This window comes from Flavobacterium sp. (assembly GCF_046153165.1).
Lineage (GTDB): Bacteria > Bacteroidota > Bacteroidia > Flavobacteriales > Flavobacteriaceae > Flavobacterium.
The window spans coordinates 1-18,653 of the sequence record NZ_JBJXEN010000015.1 but is presented as its reverse complement, the minus strand read 5'-3'; the positions used below and the strand labels follow the sequence as shown (position 1 = coordinate 18,653).

Annotated in this window: 16 protein-coding genes, 1 tRNA gene and 1 pseudogene; 11 read left to right on the top strand and 7 right to left on the bottom strand. The window is 30.6% G+C overall.

The window, feature by feature from the left end; genetic code table 11:
* From ACKVOV_RS02315 to dusB, 9 genes and pseudogenes are all read left to right on the top strand, one after another.
* Positions 1-639 carry an outer membrane beta-barrel protein gene (locus tag ACKVOV_RS02315; RefSeq protein WP_409205166.1) on the top strand — a complete coding sequence of 213 codons (639 nt, stop codon included), beginning with the start codon at positions 1-3 and terminating at the stop codon, positions 637-639.
* Positions 640-645: 6 nt separating this feature from the next.
* Complete coding sequence (locus tag ACKVOV_RS02310; RefSeq protein ID WP_409205165.1) at positions 646-1,017, top strand: 3-hydroxyacyl-ACP dehydratase; 372 nt, start codon at positions 646-648, stop codon at positions 1,015-1,017.
* A 21-nt stretch (positions 1,018-1,038) separates the two neighbouring features.
* Positions 1,039-1,524 carry a hypothetical protein gene (locus ACKVOV_RS02305; protein ID WP_409205164.1) on the top strand — a complete coding sequence of 162 codons (486 nt, stop codon included), beginning with the start codon at positions 1,039-1,041 and terminating at the stop codon, positions 1,522-1,524.
* A 13-nt stretch (positions 1,525-1,537) separates the two neighbouring features.
* Positions 1,538-2,721, top strand: a pseudogene (locus ACKVOV_RS02300) (DUF2062 domain-containing protein).
* Between the two features lie 3 nt (positions 2,722-2,724).
* Positions 2,725-6,399: a 1-acyl-sn-glycerol-3-phosphate acyltransferase gene (locus tag ACKVOV_RS02295; RefSeq protein ID WP_409205163.1), complete on the top strand. Its 3,675-nt coding sequence runs from the start codon at positions 2,725-2,727 to the stop codon at positions 6,397-6,399.
* Entirely contained in the window at positions 6,399-7,916 is a 1,518-nt protein-coding gene (locus ACKVOV_RS02290; RefSeq protein ID WP_409205162.1) for a phytoene desaturase family protein, read from the top strand. Before ACKVOV_RS02295 ends, ACKVOV_RS02290 begins: the two co-directional genes overlap by 1 nt.
* Before the next feature lie 6 nt (positions 7,917-7,922).
* Positions 7,923-9,593 carry a C45 family autoproteolytic acyltransferase/hydolase gene (locus ACKVOV_RS02285; protein ID WP_409205161.1) on the top strand — a complete coding sequence of 557 codons (1,671 nt, stop codon included), beginning with the start codon at positions 7,923-7,925 and terminating at the stop codon, positions 9,591-9,593.
* Complete coding sequence (locus ACKVOV_RS02280) at positions 9,590-10,888, top strand: phenylacetate--CoA ligase (protein WP_409205160.1); 1,299 nt, start codon at positions 9,590-9,592, stop codon at positions 10,886-10,888. Before ACKVOV_RS02285 ends, ACKVOV_RS02280 begins: the two co-directional genes overlap by 4 nt.
* A gap of 196 nt (positions 10,889-11,084) precedes the next feature.
* On the top strand, positions 11,085-12,077 hold the full coding sequence (dusB, locus tag ACKVOV_RS02275) for a tRNA dihydrouridine synthase DusB (RefSeq protein WP_409205159.1): 993 nt from the start codon (positions 11,085-11,087) through the stop codon (positions 12,075-12,077).
* A gap of 5 nt (positions 12,078-12,082) precedes the next feature.
* On the opposite strand, the gene ACKVOV_RS02270 is transcribed toward dusB, so the two are convergent.
* The 3 genes from ACKVOV_RS02270 to rbfA all read right to left on the bottom strand — a co-directional run bounded on the left by ACKVOV_RS02270 (position 12,083) and on the right by rbfA (position 14,900).
* Positions 12,083-13,102 (bottom strand): type I restriction enzyme HsdR N-terminal domain-containing protein, encoded by a 1,020-nt coding sequence (locus tag ACKVOV_RS02270; protein WP_409205158.1) that lies wholly within the window; start codon positions 13,100-13,102, stop codon positions 12,083-12,085.
* Positions 13,103-13,306: 204 nt separating this feature from the next.
* Entirely contained in the window at positions 13,307-14,506 is a 1,200-nt protein-coding gene (locus tag ACKVOV_RS02265) for an ABC transporter permease (protein ID WP_409205157.1), read from the bottom strand.
* Position 14,507: 1 nt separating this feature from the next.
* Positions 14,508-14,900: a 30S ribosome-binding factor RbfA gene (gene rbfA / locus ACKVOV_RS02260; protein ID WP_091475307.1), complete on the bottom strand. Its 393-nt coding sequence runs from the start codon at positions 14,898-14,900 to the stop codon at positions 14,508-14,510.
* A gap of 236 nt (positions 14,901-15,136) precedes the next feature.
* Between rbfA and mce the strand changes: the two genes are divergently transcribed.
* Both mce and ACKVOV_RS02250 read left to right on the top strand, forming a co-directional pair.
* Positions 15,137-15,541 carry a methylmalonyl-CoA epimerase gene (mce, locus tag ACKVOV_RS02255; protein ID WP_409205156.1) on the top strand — a complete coding sequence of 135 codons (405 nt, stop codon included), beginning with the start codon at positions 15,137-15,139 and terminating at the stop codon, positions 15,539-15,541.
* 101 nt (positions 15,542-15,642) lie between these two features.
* Positions 15,643-15,716 (top strand) — tRNA-Ile (locus ACKVOV_RS02250).
* 278 nt (positions 15,717-15,994) lie between these two features.
* Here the strand turns inward: ACKVOV_RS02250 and ACKVOV_RS02245 are convergent.
* The 4 genes from ACKVOV_RS02245 to ACKVOV_RS02230 all read right to left on the bottom strand — a co-directional run.
* On the bottom strand, positions 15,995-16,723 hold the full coding sequence (locus tag ACKVOV_RS02245; protein WP_409205155.1) for a hypothetical protein: 729 nt from the start codon (positions 16,721-16,723) through the stop codon (positions 15,995-15,997).
* Positions 16,723-17,673 carry a hypothetical protein gene (locus tag ACKVOV_RS02240; RefSeq protein WP_409205154.1) on the bottom strand — a complete coding sequence of 317 codons (951 nt, stop codon included), beginning with the start codon at positions 17,671-17,673 and terminating at the stop codon, positions 16,723-16,725. Before ACKVOV_RS02240 ends, ACKVOV_RS02245 begins: the two co-directional genes overlap by 1 nt.
* Positions 17,674-17,929: 256 nt before the next feature.
* Positions 17,930-18,244, bottom strand: a complete 315-nt coding sequence (locus ACKVOV_RS02235) for a hypothetical protein (RefSeq protein WP_409205153.1) — start codon at positions 18,242-18,244, stop codon at positions 17,930-17,932.
* Positions 18,245-18,258: 14 nt separating this feature from the next.
* The coding region (locus ACKVOV_RS02230) for a hypothetical protein (protein ID WP_409205152.1) at positions 18,259-18,653 on the bottom strand (395 nt) is incomplete at its 5' end.

Here is an 18,653-nt window from a genome sequence, read left to right as displayed (position 1 = left end):
ATGAAAAAATTATTTATTGTTGCAATTATTGCTTTATTAGGATTTACACAAATGCAAGCACAAGTTACATTCAAACCAGGATTACGTGGAGGATTGAATTTTACTCATTTTACAAAAGGAGATGCCTATAATAATGATTTGTATTACGGAGGGATATCTAATAATAATGATTTTGCATCAAAAACAGATTTTTATGTAGGTTTTTATGGTGCCTTACATCTTACTAAATTTTATACATTACAACCAGAGATAGATTATTCTAACCAAGGTTCAACAATAAATTATATAGACAACAATGTTTCTAGAAGCACAAAACTAGATGTTTCTTACTTATCGATTGCAGTTATAAATAAGTTTACTTTTAACAAGTTTAATGTTCTTCTTGGGCCAGCTGTAGAGTTTGTTGTAGATGAAAAAAATATGCAAGCGGAAAACGATATTGATTTAACATTTCAATTAGGAGCAGGTTATGATATCACAAAAAACTTTGGTCTAGAAGCAAGAATTAAAAAAGGAATAGTCCCTTCATACCACAATAATAATTATTATACTAATAATGGTTATTACAGCAGCAACAGTAGTGATCATACAAATGTTGTATTTTCTATTGGAGCAACTTATACATTTGATATAAAATAAAAAAATATGCTTTTAAAAGATTTTTATAAAGTAATTTCATTAGAAAAAAATGATAGCCAAAAATATTTGGCTATCATTTTTGTTAATGAAAAACATGAAGTTTTCAAAGGACATTTCCCAGGTAATCCTATTATGCCAGGAGTTTGTATGATGCAAATTATTAAAGAACTTACGGAGCAAATCACAGAGAGTTCTCTAATTATGCAAAGTTTAACGAACGTTAAATTCATGGCATTAATAAATCCAGAAGTAACACCAGAATTGCGCTTAGAACTAGATGTCACAATAACTGAGGAAGGGTTGGTTAAAGTAAAAAATACAACTTACTTTAACGAAACTGTAGCTTTAAAATTGAGTAGCGTTTATAAGAAAATTTAATTAAACGTTTAAATACAAAAGATGAAACTTCTATTTTCTATTTTTTATTTTCTGTTTTCTTTCAGTAATCCAGATATTTCTGAGGTTAGGAAGTTGTATCCGAATGCAGCAAGTTCAGAGGCTACATCAAAAGAATTTTTATTAAAATTATCAGAGGTTACAACTGAAAGCAACAAAACATTATTAGCCTACAAAGGATCATCAATTACCATTTCTTCAAAATTTGCAAAGAAAATTTCTGATAAAATTAAAAATTTTAAAGAAGGTGCTAAATTAGTAGAGCTTGCCATTGAAAGCGAGCCAAATAGTGTTGAAATCCGATTAATCCGATTAAGTATTCAGGAAAATGTACCTGCAATTGTAAAATATAATAAGAACAAAAAAGAAGATGCTATGTTTATTTTGTCTCATTACAACGAGCAGTCTAATGTTTTGAAAGCTTATTTGAAAAACTTTATATTACAATCTAAAAGTTTTTCTTCCGATCAAAAACAAACTATCAAATAGTTAAAGTCCATCAATGGAAACTTTTATTCCCGAAATAAATCGAACAAAATCATTAAATTTTTGTGTTATTGTACCCACGTATAATAATCATAAAACATTAGCGCGTGTTTTAGATTCAGTTTTAGAATATACTGCCAATGTGATTGTTGTAAATGATGGTTCGACCGATTCGACAGCGGAAATTTTAAAAAACTATTCAAATCTTACTCAAATACACCATCCAAAAAATGCTGGAAAAGGAATCGCATTACAAAATGGTTTCAAAAAAGCTTTAGCGCTTAATTATGATTTTGCAATAACTATCGATTCCGATGGACAACATTTTGCTTCAGATATTCCTTCTTTTATTAATGAAATTAATCTTAATGGAGAAGCTCTACTCATAGGAAGCCGAAATATGACACAGGAAAATGTGCCTAAGAAAAGTAGTTTTGGAAACAAATTTTCAAATTTTTGGTTTTGGTTTGAAACAGGAATCAAGTTAGAAGACACACAATCGGGTTACCGATTATATCCTTTGCAAAAGATTCCTAAAAACTATTTTACAAATAAATTTGAGTTCGAAATTGAAGTGATTGTGCGTGCTGCTTGGAAAGGAATTAATGTGAAAAATATACCGATTCAGGTTTTATATGATCCAACCGAAAGAGTTTCGCATTTTAGACCATTTAAGGATTTTACACGAATTAGTATTTTGAATACAATTTTGGTAGTAATTGCACTTTTTTATATCAAACCAAGAGATTTTTTTTTGAGGCTAAAAAAAAAAAAGGAATTAAGAAATTTGTACTAGAAAATATATTGCATAATGAGGATAGTATTGCAAAAAAATCCTTTTCAATTGCATTAGGTACTTTTATAGCGATTTCTCCTTTTTGGGGATTTCAGACTATTATTGTGCTTTTTTTAGCTGTTTTTTTTAAGTTAAATAAAGTGATTGCATTTGCTTTTTCGAATGTTAGTTTTCCTGTTTTTATTCCTTTTATAATTTATGGATCTCTAAAAATAGGAAGTTACTTTGTGAGGACTGGAAAACCTTTATTGCTAGATACTTCGATGACATTTGCCGATGTTCAAAACAACATTAGCCAGTATCTCATAGGAAGCTTTGTTTTAGCAACCATAACGTCAATTATTTTTGGTCTTTTCGGTTATTTTTTGTTAATGGTTTTTAGTACTTTTAAGGGCAAAAAATAAAGCATGCAAAATTTCTTCTTTAACGTTAATTCATTCGCCAATAAAAATAAATTGCTATTTTCAGCAATTGTATTTGCATTACTACTTTCTTTTGGTTTTTTTGCTTCAAGAATTTCTTTTCAGGAAAACATCACACAACTCATACCGTCAAATGATCAATCTGGAGTTACATCAAAAGTATTGGAACAAGTTAATTTTGCCGATAAAATAACCATTATTATAAAAAGCAAAAACAATGGTTCTCCTGATGATTTAACCCAATATGCCAATGAATTTATTAATGAATTAGAAAGTAAATGTAAGCCTTATGTAGGTAAGCTTCAAGGAAAATTAGATGAAGAAAATATACAAGAAACTTTCGATTTTGTTTATGCTCATTTGCCGCTTTTTTTAGATAAAAACGATTATGCAACCATTCAAAATAAAATAAATAACGATAGTATTTCAAAAATTGTTGAAGCCGATTATAAATCGTTAGTTTCTCCTACAGGAATGGTTACTAAAGATTTTATACTTCAGGATCCGTTGGGAATTTCATTCATAGCACTAAAAAAATTACAACAATTAAGTATTGGAGATGATTTCGAATTACAAAATGGCTTCGTTTTAACCAAAGATAAGAAGAATTTAATGTTGTTTATTACGACAAAACTTCCTGCAAATGAAACCGATAAAAACACTTTGTTTATTGGTGAATTAGAAAAGATAAAAACTAATTTGAATGCTAAATTTGGAAATAAAGTTGCCATGAGTTATTTCGGAGCTACTCCTGTTGCAGTTGCGAATGCTACACAAATAAAATCAGATGTGCAAAAAACTTCCATTTTTGCAACAGTAACTTTGATTCTGATTTTAGCTTTTTTTTACAGAAATATTTCAACACCAATTCTGATTTTTATACCTTCTATTTTTGGAGCTATTTTTGCTTTAGCTGTTTTGTACTTTTTTAAAGGAACAATTTCGGCTATATCGCTCGGAATTAGTTCTATTTTATTAGGAGAAACGACAGATTATTCTATTTATGTCTTGACACATTTGCGGAATAAAAAAGACATTAAACTGTTGTATAAAGACATTTCAAAGCCATTGATGCTTTGCGGAATTACAACTGGAATTACTTTCTTATGCTTGTTTTTTATTAAATCGGAAGCTTTGCAGGATTTGGCAATTTTCGCTGCTTTAAGTGTTGTTGCCACTTCATTTTTCTCATTGGTTTTAATTCCACTTTTGTACAAAACAAAAGAGAAAATTGTAGTTCCAAAGCTAAATATTATCGATAAATTAGGTTCTTATTCCTATCATAAAAATAAATTTTTAATTGCTTCAGTTTTTGTTTTACTAATTATTTCGCTTTTCACTTATTCTAAAGTTACCTTCAATAATGATTTGTCATCACTTAATTTTATGACGCCGGAATTGAAAAAAACAGAAAAATATTTAGAAAATATCGCCAATATTTCTTCAAAATCTATTTATCTGGTTACACATGGCAAAAATTATGAAGAAGTTTTAGAGAACAACAATAAGTTGTTTTCTGTATTAGAAAAAGAGAAAAAAGCGGCAAGAATTCTAAATTTTAGTTCTATTGGTGGTATTATTTTTTCTGAAGAAATTCAGAAACAAAAAATTCAGGATTGGAATTCTTTTTGGGATTCAGAAAAAAAGCTGAGTCTTAAAAGAAATTTAATTTCCAATGGGAATAAATATGGGTTTAAAGACCATACTTTTTCTGTTTTTTATGAAACTTTAAATCAAAATTTTAATGCTATTTCTTTCCAAGAATATGCAAAAGTAAAGTCATTCTTTCTAGAAGAATTCGTTGCTAATAAACATAATTTTTATACCATTTCTACTTTGGTAAAAGTACCAAATGATAAAAGAGATTCATTTGTAAACGATATAAAAAAGCAAGTAAATACAGTTGTAATTGATAGGCAAGAAACAAACGAGGTGTTTTTAAACTCATTGAAGGCCAATTTCGAAAATCTTGAAAATTATTCTTTCATTATTATATTTTTAGTTCTTTTTATTGCTTTTAGAAGATTAGAATTAGCAATTGTAAGTATTATTCCAATACTAATAAGTTGGATTTTTACGACTGGAATTATGGGAATTTTCGATATTCAGTTTAATGTGATTAATATTATTGTTTGTACACTAATCTTCGGAATAGGAGTCGATTATAGTATTTTTATGACTATGGCTTTGCAAAAGGAACACACTTTTGGGAAAATTGAATTACCAACCTATAAAACTTCCATTTTACTATCGGTAGCCACAACTATTTTAGGAATTGGAGTTTTAATTTTTGCCAAACATCCTGCATTAAAATCTATTGCATTAATTGGAATTATTGGAATATTTTCGTCTTTGATAATTACGTTTGTCATTCAACCTTTGGTTTTTGCTTTTTTTGTAACTAATAGAACCAAAAAAGGAAAACAACCGTTCGAATTGCGTTCTTTTATTCACGGTATTCTTTCGTTCTTTTATTATGGTTTTGGAGGTTTTCTGATGTCTATTTTTAGTGTTACCATTCTAAAAATACTACCATTTAAAACCGAAGTTAAAATGAAATATTTCCGATATGTGATGTCAAAATTCATGAAATCGGTGCTTTATACCAATCCTTTTGTAATTAAAAAAATCATTAACAATGGGAATGAGAAATTTGATAAACCAGCTGTAATTATCGCCAATCATACTTCATTTTTAGATATTCTATCTGTTGGGTTGCTCAGTCCAAAAATTATTTATTTAGTAAGCGATTGGGTTTATAATTCGCCTGTTTTTGGTGGAGCAGTAAAAGCATCTGGTTTTTATCCAGTTTCTGAAGGAGTAGATGGCAGTTTAGAACATTTGCGACCTAAAATTGAAGAAGGTTATTCGATAGTTATTTTCCCAGAAGGGACAAGGTCTGAGAGTAATGTGATGAAGCGTTTTCATAAAGGAGCTTTTTTTATTGCCGAACATTTTAATTTAGACATTATTCCGATTCTTATTCACGGAAATTCCGAAGCGCTTCCCAAAAATGACTTTATTATTTATGATGGTTCAATTACCATTAAAATTTTAGATAGAATCACACCAAAAAACTATGCTTTTGGGAATGATTACAAAGAAAAAACAAAAAAAATAGGTGCTTTTTTTAAACAAGAATTTCAAAAATTGCGTTACGAAATTGAGGAAAAAAATTATTTCAAAAAAATGATTTTACTCAGTTTTGCTTATAAAGAAACTGAAATTGTAAATGCTGTTAAAGCAGATTTGAAAGCCAATTTACAGTGTTATTTTAACTTAAATAAACACATTGGTCCAAAAGCGAAAGTATTGCATTTAGCTAATGATTTCGGTCAACTAGATGTGTTATTAACCTTGCAAGAAGCCCAAAGAAAAATAGACAGTTATCTTGTAAATGAGTTATATAGAGATGTTGCTAAACAAAACCTTTGGACAAATAAGCGAGATATAAATTATTTGACATCAGAAGATGAAATAGGTAATAACTATGATGTTATTTTAATTTCAGATGTGACTAATGATATCAATATTCAAAAAATAGTTGATATTACAAATAACGTTTTATTAATTAACAATATTAAATCACTAAATTCATTCATTGGTTTTGAAATCGAATTTCAAGACGACCAATTGATTGTTTTAAAGAAAAAATCTTAATGAAAGAGCATTACGACATAGTAATTATAGGAAGTGGTTTGGGAGGCTTAGTTTCTGCCATTATATTAGCCAAAGAAGGTTATAGTGTTTGCGTGCTGGAAAAAAACAATCAGTTTGGTGGAAATTTGCAAACCTTTGTAAGAGATAAAACTATTTTCGATACCGGAATTCATTATATTGGAGGATTAAGTGAAGGTCAGAATTTGTATAAATATTTTAAATATTTAGGCATTATGGATGATTTGAAACTCAAAAAAATGGACGAAGACGGTTTCGATATTATTTCTTTTGAAGACACAAAAAAAGAGTTTCCTCACGCTCAAGGATATCAAAATTTCACCAATCAACTAGTCAAGTTTTTCCCTGAAGAAAAAGATAATATCGAAAAATATTGCAAAGAAGTTACCACAACTTGCGATTCATTTCCTTTGTATAATTTGCAACATGAAGGAGAATACGACAGCGAAATTTTAGCTGTAAATGCCAAGCAATTTATAGATGGTGTAACCGAAAATAAAGAATTGCGAGCAGTTCTTGGCGGAACCAATTTTTTGTATGCAGGAATTGCCGACAAATCTCCTTTTTATGTTCACGCCTTGTCTGTAAACTCTTATATTCAGAGTGCATATCGTTGCGTAAATGGAGGAAGTCAAATTACAAAACAGCTGATAAAACAACTTAAAAAACACGGAGGAGAAGTGTATAAGTACAAAGAAGTTGTAAAATTTGAATCGGAAGAAAACGATGTCAAACGAGCCGTTATGAAAGAAGGAACATCAGTTTCTGGGAATATTTTCATATCTAATGTAGATCCAAAAGCAACCTTGAAAATGGTTGGGGAAGACAAATTTAGAAAATCATATATCAAACGAATCGAAAGTTTAGAAGGCGTAATTTCAGCCTTTAGTTTGTATATTGTTTTTAAGCCAGAAACTTTCAAATATCGCAATCATAATTATTACCATTACAAAAATAGCGACGATGTTTGGACAGCCCATGAATACGACGAACAATCTTGGCCAAAAGCATTTATGGCTTCGATGAATGCAGGAAAAGAGGATGTTTGGGCAGATGGTATGACATTTATGACTTACATGAAATTTGATGAGCTAAAAGCTTGGGAACATACTTATAACACAACTGCTGAGAAAGAAGAGCGTGGCGAAACTTACGACGAATTTAAAGCTAGAAAAGCAGAAAAATTCTTAGAGGAAATAGAACTTAAATTTCCAGGAATTAAGGATTGTATTAAATCTGTTCATACATCAACACCACTTTCTTACCGTGATTATATAGGTGGTTACAAAGGAAATATGTATGGTTACGAAAAAGATTCAAATAACCCAATGAAAACATTTATAGCTTCAAAAACCAAACTAAACAACTTATATCTTACAGGTCAAAGTATCAATATGCACGGTGTTTTAGGCGTAACTATTGGTGCTGTTGTAACTTGTTCGGAAATTGTAGGCAAAGAATATTTGGTTGATAAAATCAATCAATTTACAGAAGAATAGATAAAAATGAAAAAACTTTTTCAATATTCAATTTTATCACTATTTCTTTTGATGGTTTTCTCTTGCGGAACATCAAAATCATTGCGTCATAAGCCGCAATTATATGGTTATAACAATACGATTCCAATTGTAAAAAAACAGTCGAAGACTCTTTTTTCAACAGGAAATAATTTCTTGCTTAAGAACAAACAAAATCTTTGGGAACTTTATTTAGAAGGTGATGCGCTCGAAAGAGGATTGGCATTTGGGAGTTTGTCGGACAGTTTGTTAAAGAAACAGGAAACCGTTTTTTTTTCAAAGATTAATGATTTATTACCATCAAAAACCAAACAGAAATTACTTCGAACTTTCTTGAAATGGTACAATCGAAAACTATATTTGAATGTGCCAGAAGAATATAAAACCGAAATTTATGGAATTTCGCAGTATTCATCGCATGATTTCGACAACATTGCACCACCATATTTACGAAGCTTATATTTGCATGGCGCTCACGATATTGGCCACGCACTGCAGGATTTGGCGTTGGTTGGTTGTTCCTCATTTGCCGCTTGGGGAAATAAATCTGAAGATGGAGGTTTAATTTTAGGGAGAAATTTCGATTTTTATGCAGGCGATGATTTTGCCAAAGATAAAATCGTAGCTTTTGTAAACCCAAAACAAGGCTATCCGTTTATGATGGTGACTTGGGCAGGCATGATTGGTGCTTGCTCTGGAATGAATAACGAAGGATTAACGGTTACTATAAATGCTGGAAAATCTAAAATTCCACTTATAGCAAAAACACCAATTTCTATTCTTACTCGTGAGATTCTGCAATATGCTAAGAATATTGACGAAGCCATTACCATTGCAAAAAAGCGTCAAGTTTTTGTGTCAGAATCGATAATGATTGGAAGTGCTAATGATAAAAAAGCTATTTTAATTGAAGTTTCTCCAAATAATTTTGGCGTTTTTGATGTTAAAAACAGTAATCAATTGATTTGTTCTAATCATTTTCAAAGTGAAAATTTAAAAAATGATGACAGAAATAAATATCAAATAACCAATAGTCATTCTAAATATCGTTACGACAGAATGGTCGAATTATTTGATGAAAACCCAAAAATAAACCCAAAAATCGCTTCCGAAATATTACGAAATAAAGAAGGTTTAAATAATTTACCTTTGGGTTACGGGAATGAAAAGGCTTTAAATCAAATGATTGCGCACCACGGAATTATTTTTAAACCAGAGCAACGATTGGTTTGGGTTTCTGCAAATCCGTATCAACTAGGGGAATTCGTTTGTTATGATTTGAATAAAATTTTTAATAAAAATAATTCTGAAGGAGAAATAGTTTCATTACAGCAAGAAAATTTAAATATTCCCAAAGATGCTTTTCTAGAAACATCGGAATATAAAAATTACGAGTTGTTTAGAATTGAAGACAGAAAAGCAGATGCGTTTTTAGAAGCTAAAAAAGAATTATCTTCGGATTTTGTTACACACTATCAATTTTTGAACCCAAATTATTGGTTTGTTTATTATAAAGTGGGATTGAGTTTTTATCAAAAAAAACAATATCAATTGGCAAAAGAGCAATTCGAAAAAGCGTTAACAAAAGAAATTACAACACTTCCAGAGAAATTAGAAATCGAAAAGTATTTAAAGAAAATAGAAAGAAAACTAAGATGATTCCAAAAATAGAAATCGCAACAACCGAAGAAATTAAATCTTTTCAGGAGCAAAAACTTTTGGAATTACTAGCTTACGTAAACCAGAATTCGCCTTATTACAAAAGACTTTTTGCAAAGGAGAATATCGACATAAAAAACATAAAAACACTAGAAGATTTACAATTGTTACCAGTAACTTCAAAAGAAGATTTGCAAAAATACAATGATGATTTTTTGTGCGTTCCAGTTAATAAAATAATCGATTATGCTACAACTTCTGGAACATTAGGCGAACCAGTAACTTTTGGACTGACCGATAATGATTTAGAAAGATTGGCTTATAATGAAGCCATTTCTTTCGATTGCGCAGGTATAAAAGAAGGTGATGTGGTGCAAATGATGACCACAATCGACCGAAGATTTATGGCTGGATTGGCTTATTTTTTAGGCTTGCGAAAAATGAAAGTGGGCGTCATTCGTGTTGGTGCAGGAATTCCTGAACTGCAATGGGATTCTATTTTAAAATACAAACCAACACACTTAATAACAGTTCCTTCGTTTTTATTAAAACTGATAGAATATGCCGAAAATAATAATATCGATTATAATAAATCAAGTATAAAAGGCGCGATTTGCATTGGAGAATCGCTTCGGAATCAAGATTTTTCGATGAGTATTTTGTCTAAAAAAATAACTGATAAATGGAATATTAAGTTATTTTCGACGTATGCATCGACCGAAATGAGTACTGCATTTACCGAATGTGAACATTCAATTGGTGGTCATCATCATCCAGAATTAATTATTATTGAAGTGTTAGACGAGAATAATAAGCCTGTAAAAAATGGTGAATCTGGCGAATTAACTTTCACTACAATTGGAGTAGAAGCCATGCCGTTAGTTCGTTTCAAAACTGGTGATATCGTACAATTATATACTGAATCTTGTGCTTGCGGGCGAAATACGTTACGAGTTGGACCAGTAATTGGGCGAAAACAACAAATGATAAAATACAAAGGAACAACCTTGTATCCGCCAGCGATGAATGATGTTTTAATTCATTTTGAAAACATAGAAAGTCATATTATCGAAATTTCTACTAATGATTTAGGAACGGATGAAATATTAATAAAAATTGCAGTCAAAAATAAATCGGAAGCATTTTTGCAAGAATTGAAAGACCATTTTAGAGCCAAATTGAGAGTCACTCCAAAAATTGAATTTACGACGAAAGAGATTCTAAATCCACTTATTTTTAATCCGATGAGTAGAAAACCAATCACTTTTTTTGATAAAAGAAAGAATTATTATTAACTGATTACGCAAAGTTTGTCATTTCGACGAAGGAGAAATCACATTTAATTATTCGGATTATTTGATTTCTCCTTCGTCGAAATGACAAAATCCTTAAGATTACAAATAGAAATTCGTGGTAATTTGTGTAAATCATGGTTGAAAATAAGTCTATTATCTCTCACAGAAAACTTCTATCTTTGCAAAAAAATAGACAATGCCTAAAATAGGTAACATCATATTGCCAGATTTCCCATTACTACTCGCACCTATGGAAGATGTGAGCGATCCGCCATTTCGTAGATTGTGTAAGTTGCATGGTGCAGATTTAATGTATTCGGAATTTATTTCTTCCGAAGGATTAATTCGTGACGCTATAAAAAGCCGACAAAAATTAGATATTTTCGATTACGAACGACCAGTTGGAATTCAAATTTTTGGTGGTGATGAGGAAGCTATGGCCATGTCTGCAAAAATTGTCGATGCCGTTCACCCTGATTTGGTAGATATTAATTTTGGTTGTCCCGTAAAAAAAGTAGTTTGTAAAGGAGCAGGAGCAGGCGTTCTAAAAGATGTAGATCTTATGGTTCGGTTGACTAAAGCTGTTATTAGAAGTACTAGTTTGCCAGTGACTGTAAAAACTCGCTTGGGTTGGGACGATAATTCTATTAATATTGATGAAGTTGCCGAACGTTTGCAAGACATTGGTGTGCAAGCATTAACGGTTCATGCGAGAACAAGAGCGCAAATGTATAAAGGTCATTCGGACTGGACGCATATAGAAAGAGTAAAAAACAATCCGAGAATTACGATGCCTATCTTTGGAAATGGCGATATCGATTCGCCTGAAAAAGCATTAGAATACAAAAATAAGTTTGGTCTCGATGGCATGATGATAGGTCGTGCTGCGATTGGGTATCCTTGGATTTTTAATGAAATAAAACATTATTTTGCCACAGGCGAACATTTGCCAGCACCAACAGTTACGGATAGGGTAGAAGCCACCAGGAATCACCTTACTTGGTCTATGGATTGGAAAGGCGAGCGCGTAGGAATTGTAGAAATGCGTCGTCATTATACCAATTATTTTAAAGGAATTCACTCATTTAAGGAATACAAACAAAGATTGGTTACTCTCGATGATCCTGAGGAATTATTTAAGGTATTAAGTGAAGTTGAAGAGGTTTATGCGGGTTATCAGTTTGTTTAATTCTTTTATGATTCAAGTAATAATATTGCTCTATTAGTCAATTCATTTTTATATTTAAGTAAATCATCAATGTGTTCTAATATGTATTCATTATTGTCAATGATTACTTTCATTTTAGAATCAGAGAATACAAGTTTACATATTACTTTTTTTGTTGAATCATCTACACTTATATTGAAGAAGCTTTTGAAATCTCTATAACTTATTCGCTCATTTGGAATTTTCTTATTCTGAATTAATAATGTTCTTATTGTGTGATAGGCTTGAACTTCTGCTTCAGTAGTAATAACACCTTGTGAATTTGACATTGATTCAAGTAAAACTTTTTTGTCATACATGCATTTTAAAAATGACGAATTGATAAGGTTAATCATTTTACCTTGCGTTTCTTCATTAAACTTTGTGTTGAAAGTCATGTTTTTATGAATGCTTTTCAAAAGGTCTTTTGACGGTGCAATTAATTCTTTAAAAAAAGCTGTTTCAAAACTTTCAACAAACACTATTTCTTGTGCTGATTTAACTATTTGTAAAATGTTGATATATCGTTTATCGAAAGTGATAAGTGTTTCTAAATCAATTTCTTTATAAGTTATTATATTGAAAGTAAAAAATGGTTTGTTGTCAATTATATTTGGTTCAACAACATCTGAATAAAATCTGTATTCAATTCCATTGGTTAAAATTGCAATTTTTGAATTCTTTGTATTATTAAAATAGCCATTAAGTTGCCCAGCTTCTTTATCAGTTAATTTTGAACCATATTTTTTTGCTTCAACAAGAATAGTATCTTTTTTATTTAACAAAATAGCATAATCTATCTTTTGACTAACTCGATCACCAAAATCAGCATTGTATTCTGGAATTAAATTGTTTGATTCATAATTTAGCATAAAGAAAAAAGGCTCGATAAGAAATTTTCTTGTTTGCGCCTCATTTGAACAAAGCTCTATAGCTTCATTTATTTTGAAATTATCTAATAATTTTTTTAACTGATTTACTGCTTGTTTAGGAATTACTGGTGTCATTATGATTGTGTTTGTTTGTAAACCAAATATAATAAAATAAATGTATGATTTTATTATATTATTTTGACAGAGGAATTCTTACGAAATGTTTAATTGAAGATTGTCAGCTTGCGTTAGGGATTGAGGTGGTATCCTTTTTGAGGAACGAAAAAAGATAAAGGCGAAAGCCCGACCGAGCTTTTTCAGCGAGGTAACGCCCAACTATTACTCCAACAATTTTTTGCTCACACGACTTCCGGCAATAAAGGAAGCCATAACGCCTAATGTTATAATGGTTACCAAAACAATGGCTACGTTTTGTAAATTGAAAATTACAGGATAAGCTAGAGATTCGGTAATCATAACCACTTTAAAATATTGCTGAATTAGCACTATTATTATTCCTAAAAACAAGCCTACAAATCCGCCAAAAACAGTTAATAAAGTGCCTTGTAGCAAAAATATTCTTCGTAAATCAGGAATAGGAGTTCCTACGCTATATAAGGTTTTCAGATTATCTTTTTTGTCAAGAATCATCATGATAATAGCACCTGCCAGCGTAAATAAGATAAGCACAATAACTAAGGTACAAATCAGGTAAAGAATTGTGTTTTCGGTATTTAGCATTTTGTACAAACTGTCGTTTTGCTGTGCTCTGTTTTTAATAATTACTTGATTGTTAAAAATAGTATTCAAATCATCGACAACAGTTTCACTTTTTGCATTTGGAGATAGTTTTATCTCAAGTCCAGAAATCTGATTGGGTTTAAATTCTAGTAGTTCTTGCGTGAGTTCTAAATCGGCAAATACATATTTAGAATCCAGTTCATCATTTATCGCATAAATCCCAATAGGAACTAAATTAGATTTATTGAAAGCATTTTCGGGATTAGAAATGGCACCTTTTCCAGGTTTTGGCACAAAAATTTCGAAAGCATTATCTAAATCGAATAATCCCAAAGATAATTTCTGGGTTATCATATTCCCTATAACTACTTGAGGCGTTTTTGGCGCAAGCCATTGCCCTTCGTACATTACTTTATTTACATTGTTTACAAGGTTGTACTGGCTATCGACACCTTTTATATAGGCTACCTGTTCTTTGTTTTTATATAAAAACAATACTTTTTCTTCGATAGTTTTGCTGTAAAAAGCGATGTCTTTATTGGCTTTAATTCTTCGTTTCTGATCTTCCGAAATAAGAAATGATTTACCATATTTTGGCATTATTTTCAAATCTGGATCGAAGTCATTACTAAACGATAAGCTAAATTCTTTTAGTCCACTAAAGATTGACATAAAGACAAAAAGCACCATAGCGCCAATTACAATTCCTCCTAAAGCAATTTTAGAAATAATGTTAATCGCATTATTACTACTTCGGCTAAAAACGTAACGTTTGGCTATGTAAAGAGGGAAATTCAAATTATATTTTCTTTCTTTTTTCTAATAAATCACGATTCTCGATAGGATTTTCTTTCCCAGTAAGTGCATTGTCTATTTTTTCGATATAATCTAAACTGTCATCAATATAAAAAGCCAAATTAGGAACTTTACGCAACTGTAAGCGTACACGTTGTGACAAATCATGTTTTATCAAATACATATTAGACTTGATAGATTCTAAAATTTCAGGCGCTTTTTCTTGCGGAAAAACACTCAAATAGACTCTTGCTACACCTAAATCTGTAGTTACAGTCACTTTAGAAACCGAAATAACAAGGTTCGAAATCCCGTTCTTGCGAATCTCACCTTGCAAAATATCTACTAAATCCTTCTGAATAACTCCGCCTATTTTTTTCTGTCTATTTGTTTCCATACGGCAAAAATACGATATTTTAGCGAAAAGTAGGAACTATTTTTACAAATAGATTCTTAAAAGTAGAAGCGAGTTGCTTGCGCATTTTCAGGAAATTACGTTCCTGCTTTCGTCTTTATCCACGCAAAAAGGCGTGGGATATCGCCTCACACGAGCATCGCGAACTGGCGAAGCAATCAGGGCTATTTTAGGAAATGAATTGTATTTTTGCGAACTTTGTAACAAACAAAACGACAATGAGAAAAATAGAACATATAGGAATTGCGGTAAAAAGTCTAGAAGTTTCCAATTTAATTTTCGAAAAATTATTTGGAGCGCCATCATATAAACAAGAAGAAGTGGCGAGTGAAGGCGTAAAAACATCATTTTTTATGAACGGACCAAATAAAATTGAATTATTAGAAGCTACAAATCCAGAAAGTCCGATTGCTAAATTCTTAGAAAAAAAAGGAGAAGGAATACACCATATCGCTTTCGATGTAGAAGATATTGTTTCGGAAATAGCTCGTTTACAATCAGAAGGCTTTGTAATTCTAAACGAAATACCTAAAAAAGGAGCCGACAATAAACTAGTTGCTTTCTTACACCCAAAATCTACAAACGGTGTTTTAATAGAATTGTGTCAAGAAATTAAAAATTAATTTTGGGAATCCCAAAAAATGTAGTAATATTGCAACCTCAAATAAAGCATGCTTTATTCACTGAACACAGAATACTACGGTATCAAGTGTAAAGTAAAACAGGTCCTATAGCTCATTCGGTTAGAGCAACTGACTCATAATCAGTAGGTGCTTGGTTCGATTCCAAGTGGGACCACATTTTAAACTTAAAAAGCCTTATAAACATTGCGTTTGTAAGGCTTTTTTATTTCTAGGGGACGAATGAGGGGACGAATTAATTTAAGAATGAATTTGATTATTAAATAAAAAAAGCCCCTATTGAGGCTTTGTAACGTCGCGAGGCTTCATAAGTTGGGAAAATTTGCACCATAATCATTTCCAATTAGGATTGAGTCAAATATATAAAATCACCTTAAAATTTAGTCTTAAAAACCTAATTTTATAAAACCTCTGTTTTTGGCAGTGAAGAGATTTTTAATCTTCAGAGGCAATCCATTTTTCTTTCAAGATTTTACGCGTTTCCAATACGTGAGGGTTAATATCACTTTTTCTTACGGGTAGTTTTTTGGGTTGAGCTAAAAATCCTGATAAAAGTAATTCAGTAGGAGCAATTCTTTTGTAATTCTTTTTTTTAATTTCAGGCAAAAATTGAGGGTTAAGTTCTTTTACCAATAATAAATATTTATCTACCATCTCTATGTAAACCTCACTTACTTTTTCTAAACTCTCATTTGTCCAATCATTTATTTCAATGTATTTAGTAGTTGGCTTTAAAAAAAGGCTACGAATTACATTAATACAAAAACCTACACAAGTGCAAAAATCTGGTAAGTTTTCAATTTCGGAAACATAGGTGCCAAATTCATCGTAAAAAGAATCTGTAAAAACAAATCCATACAGAGGAGTAACCGTATTCAGTAATAAATCAAAATGTCCACGAATGTAGGTTAAATAAGAATCTGGAAATATTTCAAGTTTCTTATAATATATATTACTTGTTGAATCAGTTACATCATCGAGCAAAACTTCACCATTAAAATGGAAGAATAGTTTTTCACCTTCAAAACAAAGTGCAAGGCCAGTATGTTTAGGATTACCAAGATGGTCAAGTAGAACAGCTACTCCCAAAAACTCATCGTCTAAGTCGTGGTCGTCGAAGCGTAGTAATTCTTTGTTAATTTTAGTTACAGATAGCTTTCCCATTACAAAAGTGTTCCTTTGTTTTTGCTTGATAATAGTTTTTCAGCATCATTTAAAAGACTTATAAGTTCATCTCTTTTTGAGTATTTTTTACTAAGTACTAAAATGCTTAATAAATAGCCAACTTCAACTTCATTGTGAAGAAACAAACGAATAAATTTCTTTGCATGACCAATATTATTCTGACTATAATATTCTTGAAGTTTATGATGAATTGATTTAATTCTTTCAACTTCAGTAAGTTTAAAAAAATTAGTGAAATATGTTTTGAATTCATCATAATAATCAGCATCAGTACCCTCTACATAAATATCTGCACAAGTATAATGAACATGACCATTGCTGTCAATTTTTCCCCAAGCTGAAATTTTACTATCTTTTTTAAATAGAAATTTACCTGCTAAACCTGCTTGAGTTTCACTGGATAAAATATTAATTTTTACTCCTTTAGATTCAAATTTAAAACTTGCCCAATTACCAGAATTTTCACCACTTTTTTTTATTTCTCCTTCAATAAATTCTAAGATAAATGAACTTTCACGCTTTTTATGTGGTCTGCGTTGATGAAAAGTTTGGTCAAAATAATTTTTTATATCCTTTGTATCGTCTCCACGACGATATACTATTTTCATTTCTAAATCTCGTTCCCTGACCTGTTCTCTTATCTTTAATAAGTTTGTAACGTATATATTATCACGATCTCTTTCATTGTGAACAACTTTTAAAATATTTAGATGGATTTTATCCATTGTTTCAATTTCCCCATCCATTAAAGCACAGGCGCTTCCATCAACAACACCAATTTTGATATCATCTTTAGATTCATGTAGAGCTATATTACGAAGTGCGGTCAATATTTCAATTAGAGCATTAGTCTCTTCAATAGTAAGCGCTGCAAGATTGGTGTCACCTCCGCGTACAGATTTTTCAATATGAAATTCTAACTTACTCATAAAATTTATCGATAAATTATCAATTTTTTCGTTACTAACGATGCGAATTTATAAAAAGATTTACACTATTCATTAATTTATTTAAGAACTTTCAAACTTTGTGGTATTTGCGGGTATTGCCACCAATATTTTTATATGTCTGATGTTAGAGACATAGTTATTTAATATTTGGTGCATAAGTCTGACATTTGTCAGACTTTATTTCTTGTCAAACATATTATAAATCTACTACAAATAATCAAATGATTATTTTAAACTAGATTATAAAATCAATATCCAAAGAATTTAATAATTCACTATTCCGACCTTGTTTAAGTATATAAATATATTGTGGATTTAAATTTACGAAGTCTAAAATTGTATTTGTAATTTTAGTTTTCATTATTTCTCTGTTTATTATGTTTTTTATTTTTTTGGTTGGTTCTAGTAATTCATCAAAAGTACTTCCGTTGTGAATTAAATTTGCGATAAAAATCTCTAGTAAGATATCGCGCTCATTGGTTGAGTTTTCGGTTGCAAATTTTATATTGCTTGGTAATTGTATTTGAAATTCTATATTATTGTTTTTCATGGTATTTTTTTGTTTTAAATATTAATTGCTTTGTTCTTGTCATCTAATCTTTTATAAAGCGGTAATGTCTGCCTATTTAAGTTTATCATTTTGACATTTATAATTGGTCTATTGGAATGGTCTTTTACTTCAAATTCTTTAAGTACTGCATTTAGTTTTTTAAACTCATCTACGAAACTAGAATCAGTATAAAAATCAGTATAGAGTTCTGATACTTGCCTCGAACAGTTCCAAACTTGACAATTAAACTTGTCATTGTTTTTAGTGACGTATTTTGTTACATAAGAAGCAATAGACCTAATGTTATTCGAGTTTAGTTGTCTTACATCGAAAGCGGAAGAGGGTTTGTAATTTTCATCTCTTGGGACAATTCCGTTTTTCTTTTGTAAATCAATCCAGTAGTTCCACC

What these genes read in the sequence shown, in the direction of transcription:
- ACKVOV_RS02315 (WP_409205166.1), top strand. Translation starts at nt 1, where the DNA reads ATGAAAAAATTATTTATTGTTGCAATTATTGCTTTATTAGGATTTACA.
- ACKVOV_RS02310 (WP_409205165.1), top strand. Translation starts at nt 646, where the DNA reads ATGCTTTTAAAAGATTTTTATAAAGTAATTTCATTAGAAAAAAATGAT.
- ACKVOV_RS02305 (WP_409205164.1), top strand. Translation starts at nt 1,039, where the DNA reads ATGAAACTTCTATTTTCTATTTTTTATTTTCTGTTTTCTTTCAGTAAT.
- ACKVOV_RS02295 (WP_409205163.1), top strand. Translation starts at nt 2,725, where the DNA reads ATGCAAAATTTCTTCTTTAACGTTAATTCATTCGCCAATAAAAATAAA.
- ACKVOV_RS02290 (WP_409205162.1), top strand. Translation starts at nt 6,399, where the DNA reads ATGAAAGAGCATTACGACATAGTAATTATAGGAAGTGGTTTGGGAGGC.
- ACKVOV_RS02285 (WP_409205161.1), top strand. Translation starts at nt 7,923, where the DNA reads ATGAAAAAACTTTTTCAATATTCAATTTTATCACTATTTCTTTTGATG.
- ACKVOV_RS02280 (WP_409205160.1), top strand. Translation starts at nt 9,590, where the DNA reads ATGATTCCAAAAATAGAAATCGCAACAACCGAAGAAATTAAATCTTTT.
- dusB (WP_409205159.1), top strand. Translation starts at nt 11,085, where the DNA reads ATGCCTAAAATAGGTAACATCATATTGCCAGATTTCCCATTACTACTC.
- ACKVOV_RS02270 (WP_409205158.1), bottom strand. Translation starts at nt 13,102, where the DNA reads ATGACACCAGTAATTCCTAAACAAGCAGTAAATCAGTTAAAAAAATTA.
- rbfA (WP_091475307.1), bottom strand. Translation starts at nt 14,900, where the DNA reads ATGGAAACAAATAGACAGAAAAAAATAGGCGGAGTTATTCAGAAGGAT.
- mce (WP_409205156.1), top strand. Translation starts at nt 15,137, where the DNA reads ATGAGAAAAATAGAACATATAGGAATTGCGGTAAAAAGTCTAGAAGTT.
- ACKVOV_RS02245 (WP_409205155.1), bottom strand. Translation starts at nt 16,723, where the DNA reads ATGGGAAAGCTATCTGTAACTAAAATTAACAAAGAATTACTACGCTTC.
- ACKVOV_RS02240 (WP_409205154.1), bottom strand. Translation starts at nt 17,673, where the DNA reads ATGAGTAAGTTAGAATTTCATATTGAAAAATCTGTACGCGGAGGTGAC.
- ACKVOV_RS02235 (WP_409205153.1), bottom strand. Translation starts at nt 18,244, where the DNA reads ATGAAAAACAATAATATAGAATTTCAAATACAATTACCAAGCAATATA.